Genomic DNA, 17,307 nt, shown 5'->3' with positions numbered 1-17,307 from the left:
CCCGCCAGGGGACGGGAGGGGCCCAGTGCGCTACGCCCGGCGGGGCCGGGGCGCGGGCAGCCGATCTCCGTACGGGGAGGAGGGTTGTCCGCGGCACAACCGCGCAGGGCGTCCCACAAACGCCAAAGGTCGAGTGTAGTCGCAGCGCGTAGCGCAACCGCCGTGAAGCCCGTCCGGGGGCCGATCCAGAGCCTGCTCCGCCGCTGCGGCCGAGGCGGCCGGTGGGCGGTCAGAGCATGAAATCGGGCACGCCGGCGGGCAGGATAAATCGGAACCGGGCGCCGCCGCCGGGCGCGCGGTCGACGCGGATCGAGCCGCCGTGGGCCTCCACGATGCCCTTCACGATGTAGAGGCCCAGGCCCGTGCCGCCGCGCTTGGAGCCGCGCCAGAAGCGGGTGAAGACGCGGGGCATCGACTCCTCGGGGATGCCGCTGCCTTCGTCGCTCACGGTGATCGCGGTGCCTTCCAGGGTGCGGGGCGGGGTGCCGGGGCGCTCCCAGATGTGCGCCTCGACGACCTCCTTGGCCGGTGCCACCTCGATCGTGACAGTTCCCTCACCGTGCCGCACCGCATTTTCCAGCAGGTTGGCCAGCACCTGGTCGACCTTGTCGGGGTCGGCCCAGAGCACGGTGAGCGGCTCGTGGATCCGGATGTCGAAGCGGTCCTCGGGGATGCCGGTCGCGACCTTGCGCTCGACGTGGCGGCGGACGGCGGCGGCCAGGTCCACCACCTGCTTGCGCAGCTCCAGCCGGCCCGCGTCGATCCGGGAGATGTCCAGTAGCTCGGCGATCAGCCGGGTGACCCGGTCGGCGTCCGCGTCGACGGTCTCCAGCATCAGCCGCTTCTGCCCGTCGGTGAACCGCTCCCACTTGGCCAGCAGGGTCGCGGTGAAGCCCTTGACGCTGGTGAGCGGGGAGCGCAGCTCGTGCGCGACGGTGGCGATCAGCTCGGCGTGACTGCGCTCGGTCCGCCGCCGCGCCTCCGTGCCCCGCAGGGCGATCACCAGCCGCTCCAGCGGCCCCTGCGGGCGGGCGCGGACGTACCGGGCGGAGACCAGCACCTCACGGCCGCCGGGCAGCAGCAGGTTGCGCTCCGGCTGGCTGGTGCGGATCGCCAGGCCGCCGTACGGATCGGTCAGCTGCCACCAGCGGCGGCCGTCCAGGTCCTCCAGCGGGAGCGCCTCCTCCAGCGGGCTGCCGAGCGCCAGCTCCGGGGGGATGCCGGTCAGCCGGGCGGCGGCGCGGTTGAAACAGACCACCCGGCCCAGGACGTCCGCGACCACCAGACCGTCCGGCAGGTCGTCCGGGTCGAGCTCTGGCCCGCTGCCGACCATGGGTGTCCTCCCCGATTACCCACCGTGTCTTTTCCCCCACCGAGGCAGACCCTAGCGTCTCGCGGCCCCCCGCAGTAGGGCCCGCGGCGTCGCGATCGCGACTTCCGGGGGCTCGCGGGGCGTGCCCTACGCCTGCGCGCGACACCCGCCGGGCGAGCGCTGCGCCCGGGCCGAGGCGTAGAGGCAGACGGCGGCGGCGGTGGCCAGGTTGAGGCTCTCGGCGTGCCCGTGGATCGGCACCCGCACCACCTCGTCGGTGAGCGCGCGGGTCTCCTCCGGAAGCCCCCAGGCCTCGTTGCCGAACACCCATGCGCCGGGCGCGCCCAGGGTGCCCTCGTCCAGTTCCTGATCCAGGTCGCGCTCCCCCGCGCCGTCCGCGGCGAGCACCCTGACGCCGGCCTCGCGCAGCCGGCCGACCGCCTCCTCGACCGGCACGCCGACGGCGACCGGGAGGTGGAACAGGCTGCCGACCGAGGCCCGGACGGCCTTCGGGTTGTACAGGTCCACCGAAGCGTCGGTGAGCACCACGGCGTCCGCGCCGGCCGCGTCGGCGGTGCGCAGCACGGTGCCGGCGTTGCCGGGGTCACGGACGTGGGCGAGGACGGCGACCAGCCGGGGGCGGGCCCTGAGCACCTCGTCGAACGGGGTGTCGATGAAGCGGCAGAGCGCCACGATGCCCTGCGGCGTCACGGTGTCGCAGATCTCCGCGATCACCTCGTCGGTGGCGGTGAGCACCGGCAGGCCCTCGGCCTCGGCGGCGGCGACGATGCCGGCGTGCCGCTCGGCGGCCTCCAGGGTGGCGTACACCTCGACCACGGCGTGGTCGGACGAGCCCGGCAGCCTCCCGAACGCGACCGCCTCGCGGACGGCCTGCGGGCCCTCGGCCAGGAAGCGGCGGTCCTTGCTCCGCTGGTTGCGCTTGGCGAGCCGGCGGGCGGCGACGACGCGGGGCGAGCGCAGGGAGGTGAGCAGGGGGGTGTCGGTGCTCTGCATGGTCTCGTCTCTGTGGCGGAGGAAAGCAAAACCGGACCCGCAGGGAGAGCCTGCGGGTCCGGTCAGCTCAACTGATCCAGGAAGATCAGGCGGCGTCGGCGGCGGCCTTCGGGGCGTTGACGTCGGCCGGCAGCGCCTTCTGGGCCACCTCGACGAGCGAGGCGAACGCGCCCGGGTCGTTGACGGCGAGGTCGGCCAGCATCTTGCGGTCGATCTCGACGCTGGCGGCCTTCAGGCCCTGCACAAAGCGGTTGTAGGTGATGCCGTTGGCACGGGCCGCAGCGTTGATGCGCTGGATCCACAGCTGACGGAAGTCGCCCTTGCGCTTCTTGCGGTCGTTGAAGTTGTAGACCAGCGAGTGGGTGACCTGCTCCTTGGCCTTGCGGTACAGGCGCGAACGCTGGCCACGGTAGCCGCTGGCGCGCTCCAGGATGACCCGGCGCTTCTTGTGGGCGTTGACTGCCCGCTTGACGCGTGCCACTTGATTACTCCTTGGGTTGGACCACGGACTACTTCACGTGGTCCGTCATTCGAATGGGTCGGGAAGGATCAGCTGCCCCGCTCGGCTCGCGCCGGGCGGGAGGGCGATCACTTGCCGAGAAGCTTCTTGATCTTCTTGGCGTCAGCGGGGGCCAGCTCGACGGTCCCGGCCAGCTTGCGGGTCAGCGTCGAGGGCTTGTGCTCCAGGAGGTGGCGGCGGCCGGCGCGCTCGCGCAGCACCTTGCCAGAGCCACTGATCTTGAAGCGCTTGCTGGCGCCACTGTGCGTCTTCTGCTTCGGCATTTCGCCGTATCTCCTCGTCGGTCCGCCCACGCCCGCGCGGATTGCGCCGCGCGGGCGTGAACTGGATGGATCTGCGGTGACCGGGCGGGACGCCCCGTCACCTCTGGTGGCCGGTCTCCCGGGCCGCCCTGGCCGTTACGGCTCAGGCGTCCTGGGAGGCCTCGGCCGGCTGCTCGACCTCGGCGGCGTCCTCGACGTCGGCCTCGTCGGCGTCCGCCTCCGCCTCGGCCGCGGCGTTCTCGGCCTCGAGCGCCGCGTCGTCGGCCGCGGCGTCGTCGTCGGAGCCGACGGTGCGGCCCTGACGCTCGGCCTTGCGGGCGTCCGCGAGCGCGCGGGCCTCGGCCATCGCCTCGGTCTTCTTCTTGTGCGGGCCAAGAACCATGATCATGTTTCGGCCGTCCTGCTTGGCCGAGGACTCCACGAAGCCCAGGTCCTGGACGTCGTTCGCCAGCCGCTGCAGCAGTCGGAAGCCCAGCTCGGGGCGGGACTGCTCACGACCGCGGAACATGATCGTGATCTTGACCTTGTCGCCCTGCTTGAGGAACCGGACGACGTGACCCTTCTTGGTGTCATAGTCGTGCGGGTCGATCTTCGGCCGGAGCTTCATCTCCTTGATGACCGTGTGCGCCTGGTTCTTGCGCGCCTCACGGGCCTTCATGGCCGACTCGTACTTGAACTTGCCGTAGTCCATGAGCTTGCACACCGGCGGCCGGGCGGTCGCCGCGACCTCGACCAGGTCGAGGTCGTACTCCTGCGCGAGCTCCAGCGCCTTGGCAAGCGGCACGATGCCGACCTGCTCGCCGCTGGGACCGACGAGTCGCACCTCGGGGACGCGAATCCGGTCGTTGATGCGGGGCTCGGTGCTGATGGGGCCTCCTCGGTTGCACCTTCTGCGATGCGGCCGTCGGACGGCGGTCGCACGTAGTGGACTCGACCACTGGGCGGGGCTTCATTCGTGCTGCGCTGCCTGACTTGCTGCTAGGCACTGCATGCACCGCGACACGAAAAAAGCCCCGCTCGGTACAAGCGGGGCTCCACACAACCGGGGGCGGTGCCCGGTGAGGGGCACTGCGGGCGACTCGGCGCCTGGGCGCCCGTCGCGGACCGGACCCGTCGACGGTGAAGCCGATCAGGTGGGAGACTTTCGGGATTGCCCCTCGGGGCCTCCTGGGTGGAGCCTCCACTTGCTGGCCCGGCGTCCTGAGGACTCCTGGCCGGTCAGTCTCGAAGCTTACCGTGCCGCCCGGTCGAACGCCATTCCGCCCCTTCGCGCGCCCCCTTGTACGCTCCCTGTGTATCTACACCGGCACGGTATCTACACCGGCACGACGGAACGAGCCACCCTTGAGCAGCGAGCCCACCAAGAACCCCGCCGCGGACGACGACGCGATCGGCTTCGACGACCTCACCCGGGACATCGCCGAGGTCCCGGCCGTCGAGGTGATCACCACCGTCGCGGTGCACCTGATGAGCGCCGCCGCCGTCAAGTGCGGCCTGGCCGAGGGCGGCGAGGCGGACAAGGACCTCGACGAGGCGCGCAAGCTGATCACCGCGCTGGCCGGGCTGGTCACCGCCGGCGCCCCCGAGATCAGCAACTTCCACGCCGCGCCGCTGCGGGACGGCCTGAAGTCGCTCCAGCTGGCCTTCCGCGAGGCCTCCCTCGTCCCGGACGCGCCGGGCGCGGGCCCGGGCGAGAAGTTCACCGGGCCGGTCTACGCCTGAGCCCTCCCGCTCCGAATACGAAGGTGCCCCCTCGAAACCGAGGGGGCACCTTCGTATTCGGAGCGGGAGGCGCGGGGTGCGCGCTACCGCCGGTAGAGCGGTTCGCCGGGCAGCTGCGCGTCCGTCGGCAGCACGGCCAGGCTCAGGCCCCGGTCGAGCCGCACCCGCAGCACCGGGTCGGCCGCGACGGCCTGCCCGACCCGCTGCGCGGCCTCCTGCACGGACGGCTGGTCCAGGGCCGGGTCCAGCACCACCGCGAGCAGCCCGTCCCCGTCCTCGTACGGCGCCAGCAGACCGCTCACCACCTGCGGCTCGGCCGCCAGCAGCGCCCGGACGGCCTCCCGCACCTCGGGGTCGCGCACCGGCGGCAGGTACGGGCGGTTCTCCGCCAGCGCGCGCAGCCGGGCACCGCTCAGCCGGTACGTGACCGGGCCGGCCGGGTCGATCAGCAGGGTGTCGGCCCGCTCGGAGAAGGCCACCATCGCGGCCTGCGGCGCGGCGACCGGAGCCGGGCGGGCGTCGGCGCGCCAGCGGGCCAGGGTCTCCAGCGAGGTGAAGGCCGGCAGGGCCCGGCGGCCGTCGGCGGCCTCGATCACCGGGACGGCCATGTCGCTGGTCTTCTCGCGCTTGAGCCCGTTCTCGTCCAGCTCCACCTCACCGAGGATGGCGACGATCGGGACCATCAGCCGGGTCTGCGTCAGCGCCGCGAGCAGCTCCGGTTCGGCCGTGTCGCCCTGCGACCAGCGCGCGAGCGCCTCGACGAGCGCCGGGTCGGCGGTGCCGTCGTCTCCGGCGAATCCTGGGTTCGGGATGTTCTTGCGGTCCACGCGGCCGACCCTATGCCACCTCACACCCGCGGCCCGCGGAGGTCGGCGGACGCCGTCGCACCCCTACCCACCGGTAGGAGGGGTGTGGCAGTCTGCGCGCATGGCCACGCCCGATGTCGCTGCCGCCCCCGCCGTCCCCGCCACCGTCCCGGCCGGCTCGCCGAGTGCCGACCGGGCCCGGTACGACCGGGCCACCGCCCATCTGGACGGGCCGGTGGCCGTCGTCGACCTCGCGGCCTTCGACGCCAACGCCGCCGACCTGGTGCGCCGGGCCGCCGGGAAGCCGGTCCGGGTGGCCAGCAAGTCGGTTCGCTGCCGGGCCCTGCTGGAGCGGGTGCTGGCGATGGACGGCTTCGCCGGGGTGATGAGCTTCACCCTCGCCGAGTCGCTCTGGCTGGCCCGCTCGGGCCTGCGCGACATCCTGCTCGCCTACCCCTCCGCCGACCGGGCCGGTTTCGCCGAACTGACCGCCGACCCCGGGCCGGCCGCCGCCGTCACCGTCCTGCTGGACGACCCGGCCCAGCTCGACCTGATCGACGCCGCCCGGGCCGGCGACGCCGAGGTGCGGGTCTGCCTGGAGCTGGACACCGCGCTGCACCTGCTCGGCGGGCGGATCCGGGTCGGCGCCCGGCGCTCGCCGCTGCGCACGCCCGAGGACCTGGCCGCGTTCGCCGAACTCGTCCAGCTCCGCCCGGGATTCCGGGTGGTGGGGCTGATGGCGTACGAGGGGCACGTCGCCGGGGTGGGCGACCGGGCGCCCGGGCGGCCGGTGCGCTCGCGGCTGATCCGGCTGATGCAGTCCGCGGCCCGGGCCGAGCTGGCCGAGCGGCGCGCGGCGGCGGTCCGACGGCTGCGGCAGGTCGCGGAACTGGAGTTCGTCAACGGCGGCGGTACCGGCAGCGTGGAGTCGACCGCGGCGGAGCCGGCGGTCACCGAGGTGGCGGCCGGCTCCGGACTGTACCAACCACGGCTGTTCGACAACTACCGCTCGTTCCACGGCAGGCCGGCCGCGCTGTTCGGCCAGCCGGTGGTGCGCCGGCCCGGCGTCGGCGTGGTGACGGTGCTCGGCGGCGGCTACCCGGCCTCCGGCGCGGCCGGCCCGGACCGCTCGCCGGTGCCCTGGCTTCCGCCGGGGCTGCGCTACGACCCGATGGAGGGCGCCGGCGAGGTGCAGACCCCACTGCTCGGTGCGGCCGCCGACGACCTGCTGATCGGCGACCGGGTCTGGTTCCGGCACGCCAAGGCGGGTGAACTCTGCGAGCGCTTCGCCGAGCTGCACCTGATCGAGGGCGACCGGGTGGTGCGCACCGCCCCGACCTACCGGGGCGAGCGGAAAACCTTCCTCTGAACGGTCCGGGCCGGCGCGCCGGTCGGGCGGGTGCTCTACCGTGGTATAAGCGGGAACCGCAAGCGACCAGAGGGGGCAGCTGTGGAGGCCGAGATCGTGCAGCAGCTGGTGACGTCGGGTGCCACGACGGTGGTCGGACTGATGGCCACCGAGGCCTGGACGCAGGTGCGTTCGCGTCTCGCGACGCTGCTGGGGCGGGGCCGGGACGTCGCGGAGGTGAGCGCCGAGCTGGAGGTGATCCGGGGCGAGGTGGTCGAGGCGGACGGCGACGACGAGGTGCTCGCCGACCACGCCGCCGAGCTTCGCGGCCGGCTCCGCCGGATGATCCGCCAGAACCCGGAGGCGGCGGCCGAACTCCGGTCGATCCTGGACGAGTTCGCGCCCGCCACCCGGACCGGCGAGGGCGCCGCGGTGCACAACGTGATCAGCGGCGGGACGGTGCACGACGGCACCGTGGTCCAGGCGCACACGGTGAACGGACTGGCCATCGGCCAGGTACCGGGCGGCCACCGGCCGCGGCACTGAGCCGGGGGCGCCCCGGGGATATCCCGGGCCGCCGGGGGCCGTTCAGGCCCGACACCTTTTCCGAGCCTTAAGAAGGCCCGATGGAACGGCTAACTTCGCCGACCTGTCGGGCCTTTGCACCGCTCGTACGACTACAGTCCGTCAAAAAGTGCGACACAACGGGCTATTGCCAGTTGGTCTAGTCCAATCATACGCTCAGCCGGGGGTCGGCGCGCCGGGCCGACGGCCCCCGGGCAGACGTGCCCGTTCGTTCCCCCCACAACCTCGGCCCGGAACACGGTCAAGGAGTCCCCACCCCATGTCCATCAAGCGAAGTGCCCTGTCCGTCGGCGTCATCGGCGCCGCATTCCTCGCCGTGGCGGCATCCACCGCCGGCACCGCCAGCGCCCACGGCACCATGACCAACCCGGTCAGCCGCGTCGCGGCCTGCTACGCCGAAGGCCCGGAGACCCCCAAGTCCCAGGTCTGCAAGGACCTCGTCGCGATGAGCGGCACCCAGCCGCTGTACGACTGGAACGAGGTCAACATCGCCAACGCGAACGGCAACCACCAGGCGCTGATCCCGGACGGCAAGCTCTGCTCGGCCAACCGCGACAAGTACAAGGCGCTCGACATGCCGCGGACCGACTGGCCCGCCACCCCCGTGCACGCGGGCAGCTTCGACTTCAAGTTCCGCGTCACCGCGGCCCACGTCGGCACCCAGACGGTCTACATCACCAAGCCGGGCTACGACCCGACCAAGCCGCTGAAGTGGTCCGACCTGGACCCGACCCCGGTCGCCCAGGTGCCGGTCACCCGCAACCCCACCGACGGCTACTACAACTACACCGGCACGCTGCCGCAGCGCACCGGCCGTCAGCTGCTCTACATGGTGTGGCAGCGCAGCGACAGCCCGGAGGCGTTCTACAGCTGCTCCGACGTCGACTTCGGCCAGCCCGCCGCGGCCGGCCAGGCCGTCTCGGCACTGTCCGCGCAGGCTCCGGCCGCGCCGAGCGAGCAGCAGATCGCCGCGGACGCGCCCAAGTCCACCGTCGCCCACCACGGGCACGGCGGCGACCAGAACGAGCCGGCCGGCGCGGTGGTTCCGACCTCCAGCGCCGCCGTCGGCAGCTCGCCCACCGGTCCGCTGCTGCTGAGCGGTGCCGCCGCGATCAGCGTCGGCTGGGCCGGCATGGTGCTCCGGCGCCGTCGCATCGAGGCTGTTCGACGCGACTTCTGACCGCCGGAGGCCGGGGTCGGACCGCCCGCCAACCCCCGGACGGTCCGGCCCCCGCCAGCCCGTAGGCAGACCCGAACGACGGCGGCCCACCCGGATCCTTCCGGGTGGGCCGCCGTGCGTGAGCTGAGCGGTGCGGTCAGGTGGTGGCGGTGCCGCCGTCGGGGCCGGCGCCGCCGCCGGGGAAGGCGGGGATCTTGCCGCTGTAGTCGGCGATGCCCTTGACGATGGTGTCCATCACGGAGACGTCGGGCGCCTTGGCGGCGATGTCGAAGCCCAGGTGGACGGAGACCAGCGACTTGCCGTCGGCGGACGGGAAGACCACGGTCTGGACGTAGCCGTCGTTGCCCTTGGCCGCGTCGACCTTCCAGCGGACCAGGTAGCCGTCGCGGCCGTCGACCTTGACCGCCTCGGACTTCAGCTCCTCGTGGGAGTTGATGTCGTTGTAGGAGTCCTTGGCCGCCTTCTCGATGTCCGCCTTGGCCGCCGCCTGGACGTCGGTGCCGCCGCCGGAGATCTGGCCGGTGTTGGCCCCGCCGAGCGAGCAACTGCCGCCGCCCTCGCAGGTGTAGGAGCCGACGCTGAGCGCGGCGAAGCCGTCGGTGGTGGTGCCGCCCTCCCAGCCGGAGGGGACGGGCAGGGTGATCCGGTTCACCAGGTCGGGGGCGATCCCGCTGCCGGACAGCGGGCCGCCCTTGCCGTTCCCGTTCCCGTTGCCCTTGCCGTTCCCGTTGCTGCCACCGCCGTTGCTGCCACCCCCGTTGCTGCCACCCCCGTTGCCGTTGCCTCCGTTGCCGGGCTGGCCGTCCCCGGGGCCGTTCCCGCCGTACGGCGGGGCCTGCCGAGCGGTGCGGTGGGGCGCCCGGTCGCCGTGCCCGTCCATCGCCAGGTAGGTGACCCCGGACCCGACGCCCAGTCCGAGCACCGCCGCCACGGTGGCCGCGACCACGAGCTTGGAGGGCTTGCGCCGGGGCCTGGGCGCGGGCGGCACCGCGGCGCCGTAGGCGGCGCCGAAGGGGGGCGGCCCGGGATGGCGGACCGTCGGCCCGCTCTCCAGCACCTCCCCCTCCAGCACCCGGGTCTCGGCGGTCGCGTCCGGCCCCGGAGCGTCCGCCACCGGGGGTACCGGGGCCGGCGCGTCCGAGGGTGCGGGCCGGGTACTGGCCGTCCAGCCCTTGCCGTCCCACCAGCGCTGCGGTCTCGGGTCGCTGGTGGTGTCCTTCGGGTCCGGGTACCACCCGGCGGGAATCTGCTCACTCACGACAGAGAATCTAAAGGCACGCGGATAAACGCGATATCAGCGGGACCGCGAATTCCGGGGTTTTTCGATGAGATTACGGTGAGAACCCGCCGGGCGGCCCCGCGCCGCCGCCTACAGCGGGGTGACGTACGCCCCCGCGATCCCGCCGTCGACCAGGAACTCGCTCGCCGTGATGAAGGAGGAGTCGTCGCTCGCCAGAAAGGCGACGGCGGCCGCGATCTCCTCGGCCCGGGCGAACCGGCCGAGCGGGATGTGCACCAGCCGGCGGGCCGCCCGCTCCGGGTCCTTGGCGAACAGCTCCCGCAGCAGCGGGGTGTCCACCGGCCCCGGCGAGAGCGCGTTCACCCGGATCCCCTCGCGGGCGAACTGCACCCCCAGCTCCCGGGACATCGCCAGCACCCCGCCCTTGGAGGCGGTGTAGGAGATCTGCGAGGTGGCCGCGCCCATCCGGGCCACGAAGCTGGCGGTGTTGATGATCGAGCCGCGCCCGTGCCGGCGCATGTACGGCAACGCGGCCTTGCAGCACAGGTAGACGGAGGTGAGGTTGACCTCCTGCACCCGCCGCCAGGCCTCCAGGCCGGTGGTCAGGATGGAGTCGTCCTCCGGCGGTGAGATCCCCGCGTTGTTGAACGCCACGTCCACGCCGCCGTACGTCTCGTAGGCCTGGTCGAACAGCGCCTCGACCATGTACGGGTCGGTGACGTCGGTGTGCACGAAGAGGCCGCCGACCTCCTGGGCGGCCGCCTTGCCACTGCTCTCGTCGATGTCGGCGCAGACCACCTTGGCGCCCTCGGCGGCGAGCCGGCGGGCGGCGGCCAGACCGATGCCGCTGCCCGCGCCGGTGATCACGGCGGTGCGGCCGACCAGGCGCCGGCAGACCGGCGCGTCCTTCCCGGTGGTGGCGGGCTTCTCGGTCATGGCTGGTCCCCTACTCCTCGCTCCGGATGAAGACGTTCTTGGTCTCGGTGAAGTGGGCCAGCGCGTCCGGCCCCAGCTCCCGGCCCACGCCGGACTCGCCGAAGCCCCCGAACGGCGTCCAGTACCGCACCGAGGAATGGGAGTTGACCGAGAGGTTGCCCGCCGCGACGCCCCGGGCCAGGCGCAGCGCCCGGCCGAGGTCCCTGGTCCAGATGGAGCCGGAGAGGCCGTAGCGGGTGGCGTTGGCGAGCCGCAGGGCGTCCGCCTCGCCGTCGAAGGGCAGGACGACGGCGACCGGGCCGAAGATCTCCTCGGTGACGGCGGGCACGTCCGGGTCGGTGGGCGCGAGGACCGTCGGCGGGTACCAGAACCCGGGGCCGTCGGGCACCCGGCCGCGGGCGAGCACCGGCAGGTCGGGGGTGACGTAGGAGGCGACCCGGCGGACCTGGGCGGCGGAGATCAGCGGCCCGAGCCGGGTGTCCGGGTCGGCCGGGTCCCCGGTGCGGACGGCCTCGACGGCGGGCAGCAGCAGGGCGAGGAAGTCGTCGAGGGCCTCGCGCTGGACCAGGATCCGGCTGCGGGCGCAGCAGTCCTGGCCGCTGTTGTCGAGGAAGGACATCGGGTCGGCGGCGCGGGCGAGATCGGCGTCGGCGAAGACGATGTTGGGGCTCTTGCCGCCGAGTTCGAGGGTGACCCGCTTGGCGCGGGCGGCGCACCGGGCGGCGACCTCCTTGCCGACCACGGTCGAGCCGGTGAAGACGATCCCGCGGACGGCCGGGTGGTCGACCAGGGCCCGCCCGGTGACGGGGCCGGCGCCGGGGACGACCTGGAACAGGCCTTCGGGCAGCCCGGCGGCGAGGGCGAGTTCGGCCAGCCGCAGGGCGGTGAGCGGGGTGGCCTCGGCGGGCTTGAGCAGGACGGCGTTGCCTGCGGCGAGGGCGGGCGCGAAGCCCCAGGCGGCGATCGGCATCGGGAAGTTCCACGGGGCGATCACGCCGACCACGCCGACCGGCTCGTGGAAGGTGACGTTCAGGCCGCCCGCCACCGGGATCTGCCGGCCGGTCAGCCGTTCCACTCCCCCGGCCGCGTACTCCAGCAGGTCGCGGACGTTGCCGGCCTCCCAGCGGGCGTTGCCGAGGGTGTGGCCGGCCTCGCGCACCTCCAGGGCGGCGAGTTCGGGGATGTGCACCTCGACCTGGTCGGCGAAGCGGCGCAGCAGCCGGGCGCGTTCGCCCGGGGCGAGGGCGGCCCAGCCCTGCTGGGCCTTGAGGGCGCGCTGGACGGCGGCGTCGAGCTGCTCGGGGGTGGTGTCGGGGACGGTGGCGAGCGGCTCGCCGGTGGCGGGGTTGAGGACGGTGCTGGCGGTGGGCTCGGGCATGGTGCTCACATCCGCTCGAAGGATCGGTAGCGCTCCCAGTCGGTGACGGCGCCGTCGTAGGCGGCCTGTTCGACCCGGGCCATGTGGAGGTAGTGCTCGACCACGTCGTCGCCGAACGCGGCGCGGGCGAGTTCGCTCTCCGCCCAGAGGCCGGCGGCCTCGCGCAGCGAGCCGGGCACCCGGGCGTACTCGTCGGCGGCGTAGGCGTTACCGAGGCAGGGGGCGGGCAGGTCGAGCTTCTGCCGAAGGCCGTGCAGCCCGGCGGCGATCATTCCGGCCACGGCGAGATACGGGTTGACGTCGCCGCCGGGGACGCGGTTCTCCATCCGCAGGCCGGGGCCGCGGCCGACGACGCGGTAGGCGCAGGTGCGGTTGTCCCGGCCCCAGGCGACGGCGGTCGGGGCGAAGGAGCCGGGCCGGTAGCGCTTGTAGGAGTTGATGTTGGGCGCGTAGAGCAGGCCGAACTCGCGCAGCGCGGTGAGCTGTCCGGCGAGGAAGTGCCGCATGGTGTCGGTCATCCGCCCGTCGCGGCCGGCGAAGGCCGGGGCGCCGTCGGCGTCGCGCAGGGAGAGGTGGATGTGGCAGCTGTTGCCCTCGCGCTCGTCGTACTTCGCCATGAAGGTGAGCGCGCAGCCCTGTTGGGCGGCGATCTCCTTGGCTCCGGTCTTGTAGACGCTGTGCTGGTCGCAGGTGGTGAGGGCGTCGGCGTAGCGGAAGGCGATCTCGTGCTGGCCGAGGTTGCACTCGCCCTTGGCGGACTCGACGACGAGCCCGGCGCCGGCCATCTCGTTGCGGATCCGGGCGAGCAGCGGCTCGACCCGGGCGGTGCCGAGCAGTGAGTAGTCGACGTTGTACTGGTTGGCCGGGGTGAGGCCGCGGTAGCCGCCGAGCCAGGCCTGTTCGTAGGTGTCGCGGAAGACCAGGAACTCCAGCTCGGTGCCGATGTCGGCGGCGAGTCCGTGCTCGGCGAGGCGCTCGATCTGGCGGCGGAGCAGCTGGCGGGGCGCGGCGGCGACGGGGTGGCCGCCGTGCCGGGCGAGGTCGGCGGTGACCTGGGCGGTGCCGGGCTGCCAGGGGGTGCGCCGGAGGGTGGCGAGGTCGGGGCGCATCGCGAAGTCGCCGTAGCCGCTCTCCCAGGAGGAGAGGGCGTAGCCGTCGACGGTGTTGAGGTCGATGTCGACGGCCAGCAGGTAGTCGCAGGCCTCGGCGCCGTGTTCGGCGACCTCGTCGAGGAAGAAGCGGGCGGCGAAGCGCTTGCCCTGGAGGCGGCCCTGCATGTCGGTGAAGGCGAGCGCGACGGTGTGGATCTCGCCGGCGTCGACCAGCGTGCGCAGTTCGTCCAGGGTGAGCGGCGGGCGCGGCGGCGCGCCCGCGGTGGCGTGGTCGGGCATGGCGGAACCCTCCTCCTCGATCACTCTGCGAGATCGGTCGGTCACAGCGAACCGTACGGCCTGCCCCTGACAGCGCGGAAGAGGGCGGGCGGGTGTGGCGCGCCGAGAGCCCGGATTGACGGGTTATCAGGTGGTGCGGGAGGAGAATGCGCGCCATGGATCGCAGGCCTTTCATCGGCGTCAGCACCTACGTGGTGGACGCGAGTTGGAGCGACTGGCGGGATCGCCGGGTGGCGTTGGTCCCCGAGCGGTACACCGCGTACGTGCGGGATTCGGGCGGGATCGCGGTGCTGCTGCCGCCGGACGCCCCGGAGCGCGCGCCGGAGGTGCTCGCCCGGCTGGACGCGCTGGTCATCGCGGGCGGGCCGGACATCGACCCGGCGTACTACGGGCAGCCTCCGCACCCGTCGACGGAGGCGGACGCTCCGGAGCGGGACCAGTGGGAGTCGGCGCTGGTCCGGGCCGCGCTGGCCGCGGGCATCCCGCTGCTGGGCATCTGCCGGGGCATGCAGGTGCTCAACGTGGTGTGCGGCGGCTCGCTGGTGCAGCACCTCCCGGACGTGGTCACCCCGGACGTGCACGGCGGCTCGCCCGGCCGGTACCGGGAGCACGCCGTACGGCCGGTGCCGGGGACGCTGCTGGGCGGGCTGCTGCCGGAGAGCGAGCTGACCGTGCCGACCTTCCACCACCAGGCGGTGGACCGGCTGGGCTCGGGGCTGCGGGTGAGCGCGCACGCGCCGGACGGCACGGCCGAGGCGGTGGAGGGCCCGGGCTTCGCGCTGGGCGTGCAGTGGCACCCGGAGCAGGGCGACGACCTGCGGGTGATGCAGGCGCTGGTACGGGCGGCGACGGCGGCGCGTTCGGTGCCGCTGGAGGCCGTGGAGGCGGCGCTGGGCTGAGGCCCGGCGCGGAACGGGCGGCGGGCCGGGGGTGGGCCTGGGGCGGGCCCGCCGGGGTGGCGGGCACCCCGGCCGCGCCGGCGGCGAGCAGCGTGGGCACCACGCCCCGGCGGGCCGCGACCGGCCGGGGCGGCGCCTCCCGCCGCCGGCCGTGGCCGAGCGGGGCGGCGATCGTCGCCGGGCCGAGCGGTCCGGCGCCCCTCATGGCGGTTCCTCCCCTGCTCAGCGGCGGCGTGGCCCTACCGGAGCGAGGTGCCGCGACGGCAACGACAACGGTCACCAGTACAGCCTTTGGATCTCCGTCCGATCTGCGGTTCACTTCGGGTGCAGGGCGGTCGCGCCCCTTCCCCCTTACCCCCCGTGCGTCCAGGAGAGGACATCGATGGCCGGGTACGAGCACTCCCACGATGATCATGCGCATGACCACGGGCACACGCCCGACCGGCAGCCGTCCGGCGGTCACGGGCACGGCGGGCACTCGCACGGGGTGGCCGCCGACGCCGACCGCCGCTGGCTGCTGAGCGCGCTCGCGCTGATCGTGGTGTTCATGGCCGGCGAGGTGGTGGTCGGCTTCGCCGCCAAGTCGCTGGCGCTGATCTCGGACGCCGCGCACATGCTCACCGACGCCGCCTCGATCGTGCTCGCCCTGGTCGCGATGCGGCTGGCCGCCCGGCCGGCCCGGGGCGGGTACACCTACGGGCTCAAGCGCGCCGAGATCCTCTCCGCGCAGGCCAACGGGGTCACCCTGCTGGTGCTCTCCGCCTGGCTCGGCTACGAGGCGATCACCCGGCTGTTCGAGCCGCCGGAGGTGGCGGGCTCGCTGGTGCTGGTCACCGCGCTGGTCGGGATCGTGGTCAACCTGGCCGCCACCTGGTGCATGTCGAAGGCCAACCGCACCTCGCTCAACGTCGAGGGTGCCTTCCAGCACGTGCTCACCGACCTGTACGCGTTCATCGCCACCGCCGTCGCCGGCGTGGTCATGCTGACCACCGGCTTCGTCCGGGCCGACTCGATCGCCTCGCTGATCGTGGTCGCGCTGATGCTGCGGGCCGGTATCGGCCTGGTCCGGGACTCCGGGCGGATCTTCCTGGAGGCCGCGCCGGCCGGCATCGACCCGGACGCCGTGGCGGACCGGCTGGTCGCGCAGCCGCTGGTGGCGGAGATCCACGATCTGCACATCTGGGAGATCACCTCCGGCCAGCCCGCCCTGTCGGCGCACATCCTGGTCACCCCGGGCGGCGACTGCCACGCCGTCCGCCGCGAGCTCCAGCGGCGGCTGGCCGGCGAGTACGGGATCACCCACAGCACGCTCCAGGTCGACCATGTCGGCGAGGACGAGGCCGGCGCGCTGCTCCAGATCACCGCGCCGACCGGGCGCGGCCCCGACCCCGAGCACTGCGCCGACTCGCACGGTCCGGTCCACCGCGCCGGCCCGCACCAGCACTGAAACCGGCGGGCTGTCCGCCCGGTACGGCATGATCTGAGGCGTGACCGCACCGCGACTGATGCTGCTCGACTCCGCCAGCCTGTACTTCCGGGCCTACTTCGGTGTGCCGGACACCCTGCGCTCCCCGCAGGGTGAGCCGGTCAACGCCGTCCGGGGCCTGCTGGACTTCATCGCCCGGCTGGTCCAGGACCACCGGCCCGACCAACTGGTCGCCTGCATGGACGCCGACTGGCGCCCGCAGTGGCGGGTGGACCTCATCCCCTCGTACAAGACGCACCGGGTCGCCGAGGCGGCCGAGGACGGCGAGGAGGAGGTGCCCGACACGCTCGCCCCGCAGGTCCCGGTGATCGAGCAGGTCCTGGACGCGCTCGGCATCGCCCGGGCCGGCTCCCCCGGTTACGAGGCGGACGACGTGATCGGCACCCTCACCGCCCGCGCCACCGGCCCGGTGCAGATCGTCACCGGGGACCGCGACCTGTTCCAGCTGGTCGACGACGCCCGGGCGGTCACCGTGCTCTACCCGGTCAAGGGCATGGGGAACCTACAGGTCACCGATGACGCGCTGCTGCTGGAGAAGTACGGCGTGCGCGGTGCCCGGTACGCCGACATGGCCGCGCTGCGGGGGGACCCGAGCGACGGCCTGCCGGGAGTCAAGGGCATCGGGGAGAAGACGGCCGTCCAGCTGATCAACGAGTACGGGGACCTCGCCGCCGTCCGGGCCGCCGCCCTGGACGCCGGCTCCAAGCTCACCCCGGCCCGTCGGCGCAACATCGTCGAGGGCGCCGGCTACCTGGACGTCGCGCCGACGGTGGTCCGGGTCGCCACCGACGCGCCGCTGCCGGAGTTCGACCCCGCCCTGCCGCGCGAGCCGCTGGACCCGATGACCCTGGAGGAGCTGTCCGCCCGCTGGGGCCTGGGCACCTCGCTGGAGCGGGTCGTGGAGGCCCTCGCCACCCGCTGAACCCGTACGCGAGGGCGGCCGGGATCGGACGGTTGGGCACGAGGACAAGGGGATCAGGGCCGTCCTCGACACCTCGCTCCCGGCAGGCCGATGAACTCCCGCCCGCTATCCGATAGTTGAGCTCGCGTCAAGAACAGCGGTCCACCGGTCCAGGGCCCGTCACACAGGCGAACCCTTGGAGTCGGGGGGGGGGGGGGGGCCCCGGCCCCCCCCCCCCGCCCCCCCGGGGCGGGCGGAAAAGGAAAGCAGGGGCCCACCCAAAAACAAACACCCCCCGCCCCCCCGGGCGGAGCGCCGGCCCGGCC

Annotated in this window: 17 protein-coding genes; 7 read left to right on the top strand and 10 right to left on the bottom strand. The window is 73.5% G+C overall.

The window, feature by feature from the left end; translation table 11 throughout:
- Window positions 1-229: 229 nt before the first annotated feature.
- From ACIQIB_RS10530 to infC, 5 genes are all read right to left on the bottom strand, one after another.
- A complete protein-coding gene (locus ACIQIB_RS10530; protein WP_363611267.1) occupies window positions 230-1,333 on the bottom strand; it encodes an ATP-binding protein in 1,104 nt (367 codons plus the stop codon).
- Window positions 1,334-1,459: 126 nt separating this feature from the next.
- Window positions 1,460-2,326 (bottom strand): RNA methyltransferase, encoded by an 867-nt coding sequence (locus tag ACIQIB_RS10525; protein WP_363611265.1) that lies wholly within the window; start codon window positions 2,324-2,326, stop codon window positions 1,460-1,462.
- An 85-nt stretch (window positions 2,327-2,411) separates the two neighbouring features.
- Window positions 2,412-2,807: a 50S ribosomal protein L20 gene (gene rplT / locus ACIQIB_RS10520; protein ID WP_030055649.1), complete on the bottom strand. Its 396-nt coding sequence runs from the start codon at window positions 2,805-2,807 to the stop codon at window positions 2,412-2,414.
- Window positions 2,808-2,914: 107 nt separating this feature from the next.
- Window positions 2,915-3,109 (bottom strand): 50S ribosomal protein L35, encoded by a 195-nt coding sequence (gene rpmI / locus ACIQIB_RS10515; RefSeq protein ID WP_030055648.1) that lies wholly within the window; start codon window positions 3,107-3,109, stop codon window positions 2,915-2,917.
- Window positions 3,110-3,251: 142 nt separating this feature from the next.
- The gene (infC, locus tag ACIQIB_RS10510) at window positions 3,252-3,977 is read right to left on the bottom strand and encodes a translation initiation factor IF-3 (protein WP_363611360.1); all 726 of its coding nucleotides are present in this window, start codon (window positions 3,975-3,977) and stop codon (window positions 3,252-3,254) included.
- 476 nt (window positions 3,978-4,453) lie between these two features.
- On the opposite strand from infC, the gene ACIQIB_RS10505 reads away from it, so the two are divergent.
- Complete coding sequence (locus ACIQIB_RS10505; RefSeq protein WP_363611263.1) at window positions 4,454-4,831, top strand: DUF1844 domain-containing protein; 378 nt, start codon at window positions 4,454-4,456, stop codon at window positions 4,829-4,831.
- Between the two features lie 83 nt (window positions 4,832-4,914).
- Here ACIQIB_RS10505 and ACIQIB_RS10500 read toward each other — a convergent pair whose 3' ends face one another.
- Complete coding sequence (locus ACIQIB_RS10500) at window positions 4,915-5,658, bottom strand: SseB family protein (RefSeq protein ID WP_400757536.1); 744 nt, start codon at window positions 5,656-5,658, stop codon at window positions 4,915-4,917.
- A 100-nt stretch (window positions 5,659-5,758) separates the two neighbouring features.
- On the opposite strand from ACIQIB_RS10500, the gene ACIQIB_RS10495 reads away from it, so the two are divergent.
- From ACIQIB_RS10495 to ACIQIB_RS10485, 3 genes are all read left to right on the top strand, one after another.
- Window positions 5,759-7,006 (top strand): alanine racemase, encoded by a 1,248-nt coding sequence (locus tag ACIQIB_RS10495; RefSeq protein WP_400757534.1) that lies wholly within the window; start codon window positions 5,759-5,761, stop codon window positions 7,004-7,006.
- Between the two features lie 81 nt (window positions 7,007-7,087).
- Complete coding sequence (locus ACIQIB_RS10490; protein ID WP_400757533.1) at window positions 7,088-7,531, top strand: hypothetical protein; 444 nt, start codon at window positions 7,088-7,090, stop codon at window positions 7,529-7,531.
- 298 nt (window positions 7,532-7,829) lie between these two features.
- Window positions 7,830-8,750 (top strand): lytic polysaccharide monooxygenase, encoded by a 921-nt coding sequence (locus ACIQIB_RS10485; protein WP_400757531.1) that lies wholly within the window; start codon window positions 7,830-7,832, stop codon window positions 8,748-8,750.
- Window positions 8,751-8,886: 136 nt separating this feature from the next.
- On the opposite strand, the gene ACIQIB_RS10480 is transcribed toward ACIQIB_RS10485, so the two are convergent.
- The 4 genes from ACIQIB_RS10480 to ACIQIB_RS10465 all read right to left on the bottom strand — a co-directional run bounded on the left by ACIQIB_RS10480 (window position 8,887) and on the right by ACIQIB_RS10465 (window position 13,695).
- On the bottom strand, window positions 8,887-10,008 hold the full coding sequence (locus ACIQIB_RS10480) for a DUF2510 domain-containing protein (protein ID WP_400757530.1): 1,122 nt from the start codon (window positions 10,006-10,008) through the stop codon (window positions 8,887-8,889).
- Window positions 10,009-10,119: 111 nt separating this feature from the next.
- Entirely contained in the window at window positions 10,120-10,926 is an 807-nt protein-coding gene (locus tag ACIQIB_RS10475; protein WP_363611250.1) for a 3-oxoacyl-ACP reductase, read from the bottom strand.
- 10 nt (window positions 10,927-10,936) lie between these two features.
- A complete protein-coding gene (locus tag ACIQIB_RS10470; RefSeq protein WP_400653590.1) occupies window positions 10,937-12,304 on the bottom strand; it encodes an aldehyde dehydrogenase family protein in 1,368 nt (455 codons plus the stop codon).
- Window positions 12,305-12,309: 5 nt separating this feature from the next.
- Window positions 12,310-13,695: a glutamine synthetase family protein gene (locus ACIQIB_RS10465; RefSeq protein WP_400653591.1), complete on the bottom strand. Its 1,386-nt coding sequence runs from the start codon at window positions 13,693-13,695 to the stop codon at window positions 12,310-12,312.
- Window positions 13,696-13,850: 155 nt separating this feature from the next.
- Between ACIQIB_RS10465 and ACIQIB_RS10460 the strand changes: the two genes are divergently transcribed.
- The 3 genes from ACIQIB_RS10460 (at window position 13,851) to ACIQIB_RS10450 (ending at window position 17,002) form a co-directional block, all read left to right on the top strand.
- Window positions 13,851-14,594, top strand: a complete 744-nt coding sequence (locus tag ACIQIB_RS10460; RefSeq protein ID WP_400757529.1) for a gamma-glutamyl-gamma-aminobutyrate hydrolase family protein — start codon at window positions 13,851-13,853, stop codon at window positions 14,592-14,594.
- A gap of 382 nt (window positions 14,595-14,976) precedes the next feature.
- The gene (locus ACIQIB_RS10455; RefSeq protein WP_363611242.1) at window positions 14,977-16,041 is read left to right on the top strand and encodes a cation diffusion facilitator family transporter; all 1,065 of its coding nucleotides are present in this window, start codon (window positions 14,977-14,979) and stop codon (window positions 16,039-16,041) included.
- 58 nt (window positions 16,042-16,099) lie between these two features.
- Entirely contained in the window at window positions 16,100-17,002 is a 903-nt protein-coding gene (locus tag ACIQIB_RS10450) for a 5'-3' exonuclease (RefSeq protein ID WP_363611358.1), read from the top strand.
- Window positions 17,003-17,307 lie beyond the last annotated feature (305 nt).

It is taken from the genome of Kitasatospora sp. NPDC092286, assembly GCF_044755565.1.
Taxonomy (GTDB): Bacteria; Actinomycetota; Actinomycetes; order Streptomycetales; family Streptomycetaceae; genus Kitasatospora.
This window is presented reverse-complemented; position numbering and strand designations above follow the sequence as displayed.

What these genes read in the sequence shown, in the direction of transcription:
- ACIQIB_RS10530 (WP_363611267.1), bottom strand. Translation starts at nt 1,333, where the DNA reads ATGGTCGGCAGCGGGCCAGAGCTCGACCCGGACGACCTGCCGGACGGT.
- ACIQIB_RS10450 (WP_363611358.1), top strand. Translation starts at nt 16,100, where the DNA reads ATGCTGCTCGACTCCGCCAGCCTGTACTTCCGGGCCTACTTCGGTGTG.
- ACIQIB_RS10455 (WP_363611242.1), top strand. Translation starts at nt 14,977, where the DNA reads ATGGCCGGGTACGAGCACTCCCACGATGATCATGCGCATGACCACGGG.
- ACIQIB_RS10495 (WP_400757534.1), top strand. Translation starts at nt 5,759, where the DNA reads ATGGCCACGCCCGATGTCGCTGCCGCCCCCGCCGTCCCCGCCACCGTC.
- ACIQIB_RS10485 (WP_400757531.1), top strand. Translation starts at nt 7,830, where the DNA reads ATGTCCATCAAGCGAAGTGCCCTGTCCGTCGGCGTCATCGGCGCCGCA.
- ACIQIB_RS10465 (WP_400653591.1), bottom strand. Translation starts at nt 13,695, where the DNA reads ATGCCCGACCACGCCACCGCGGGCGCGCCGCCGCGCCCGCCGCTCACC.
- ACIQIB_RS10525 (WP_363611265.1), bottom strand. Translation starts at nt 2,326, where the DNA reads ATGCAGAGCACCGACACCCCCCTGCTCACCTCCCTGCGCTCGCCCCGC.
- ACIQIB_RS10475 (WP_363611250.1), bottom strand. Translation starts at nt 10,926, where the DNA reads ATGACCGAGAAGCCCGCCACCACCGGGAAGGACGCGCCGGTCTGCCGG.
- ACIQIB_RS10460 (WP_400757529.1), top strand. Translation starts at nt 13,851, where the DNA reads ATGGATCGCAGGCCTTTCATCGGCGTCAGCACCTACGTGGTGGACGCG.
- rpmI (WP_030055648.1), bottom strand. Translation starts at nt 3,109, where the DNA reads ATGCCGAAGCAGAAGACGCACAGTGGCGCCAGCAAGCGCTTCAAGATC.
- ACIQIB_RS10470 (WP_400653590.1), bottom strand. Translation starts at nt 12,304, where the DNA reads ATGCCCGAGCCCACCGCCAGCACCGTCCTCAACCCCGCCACCGGCGAG.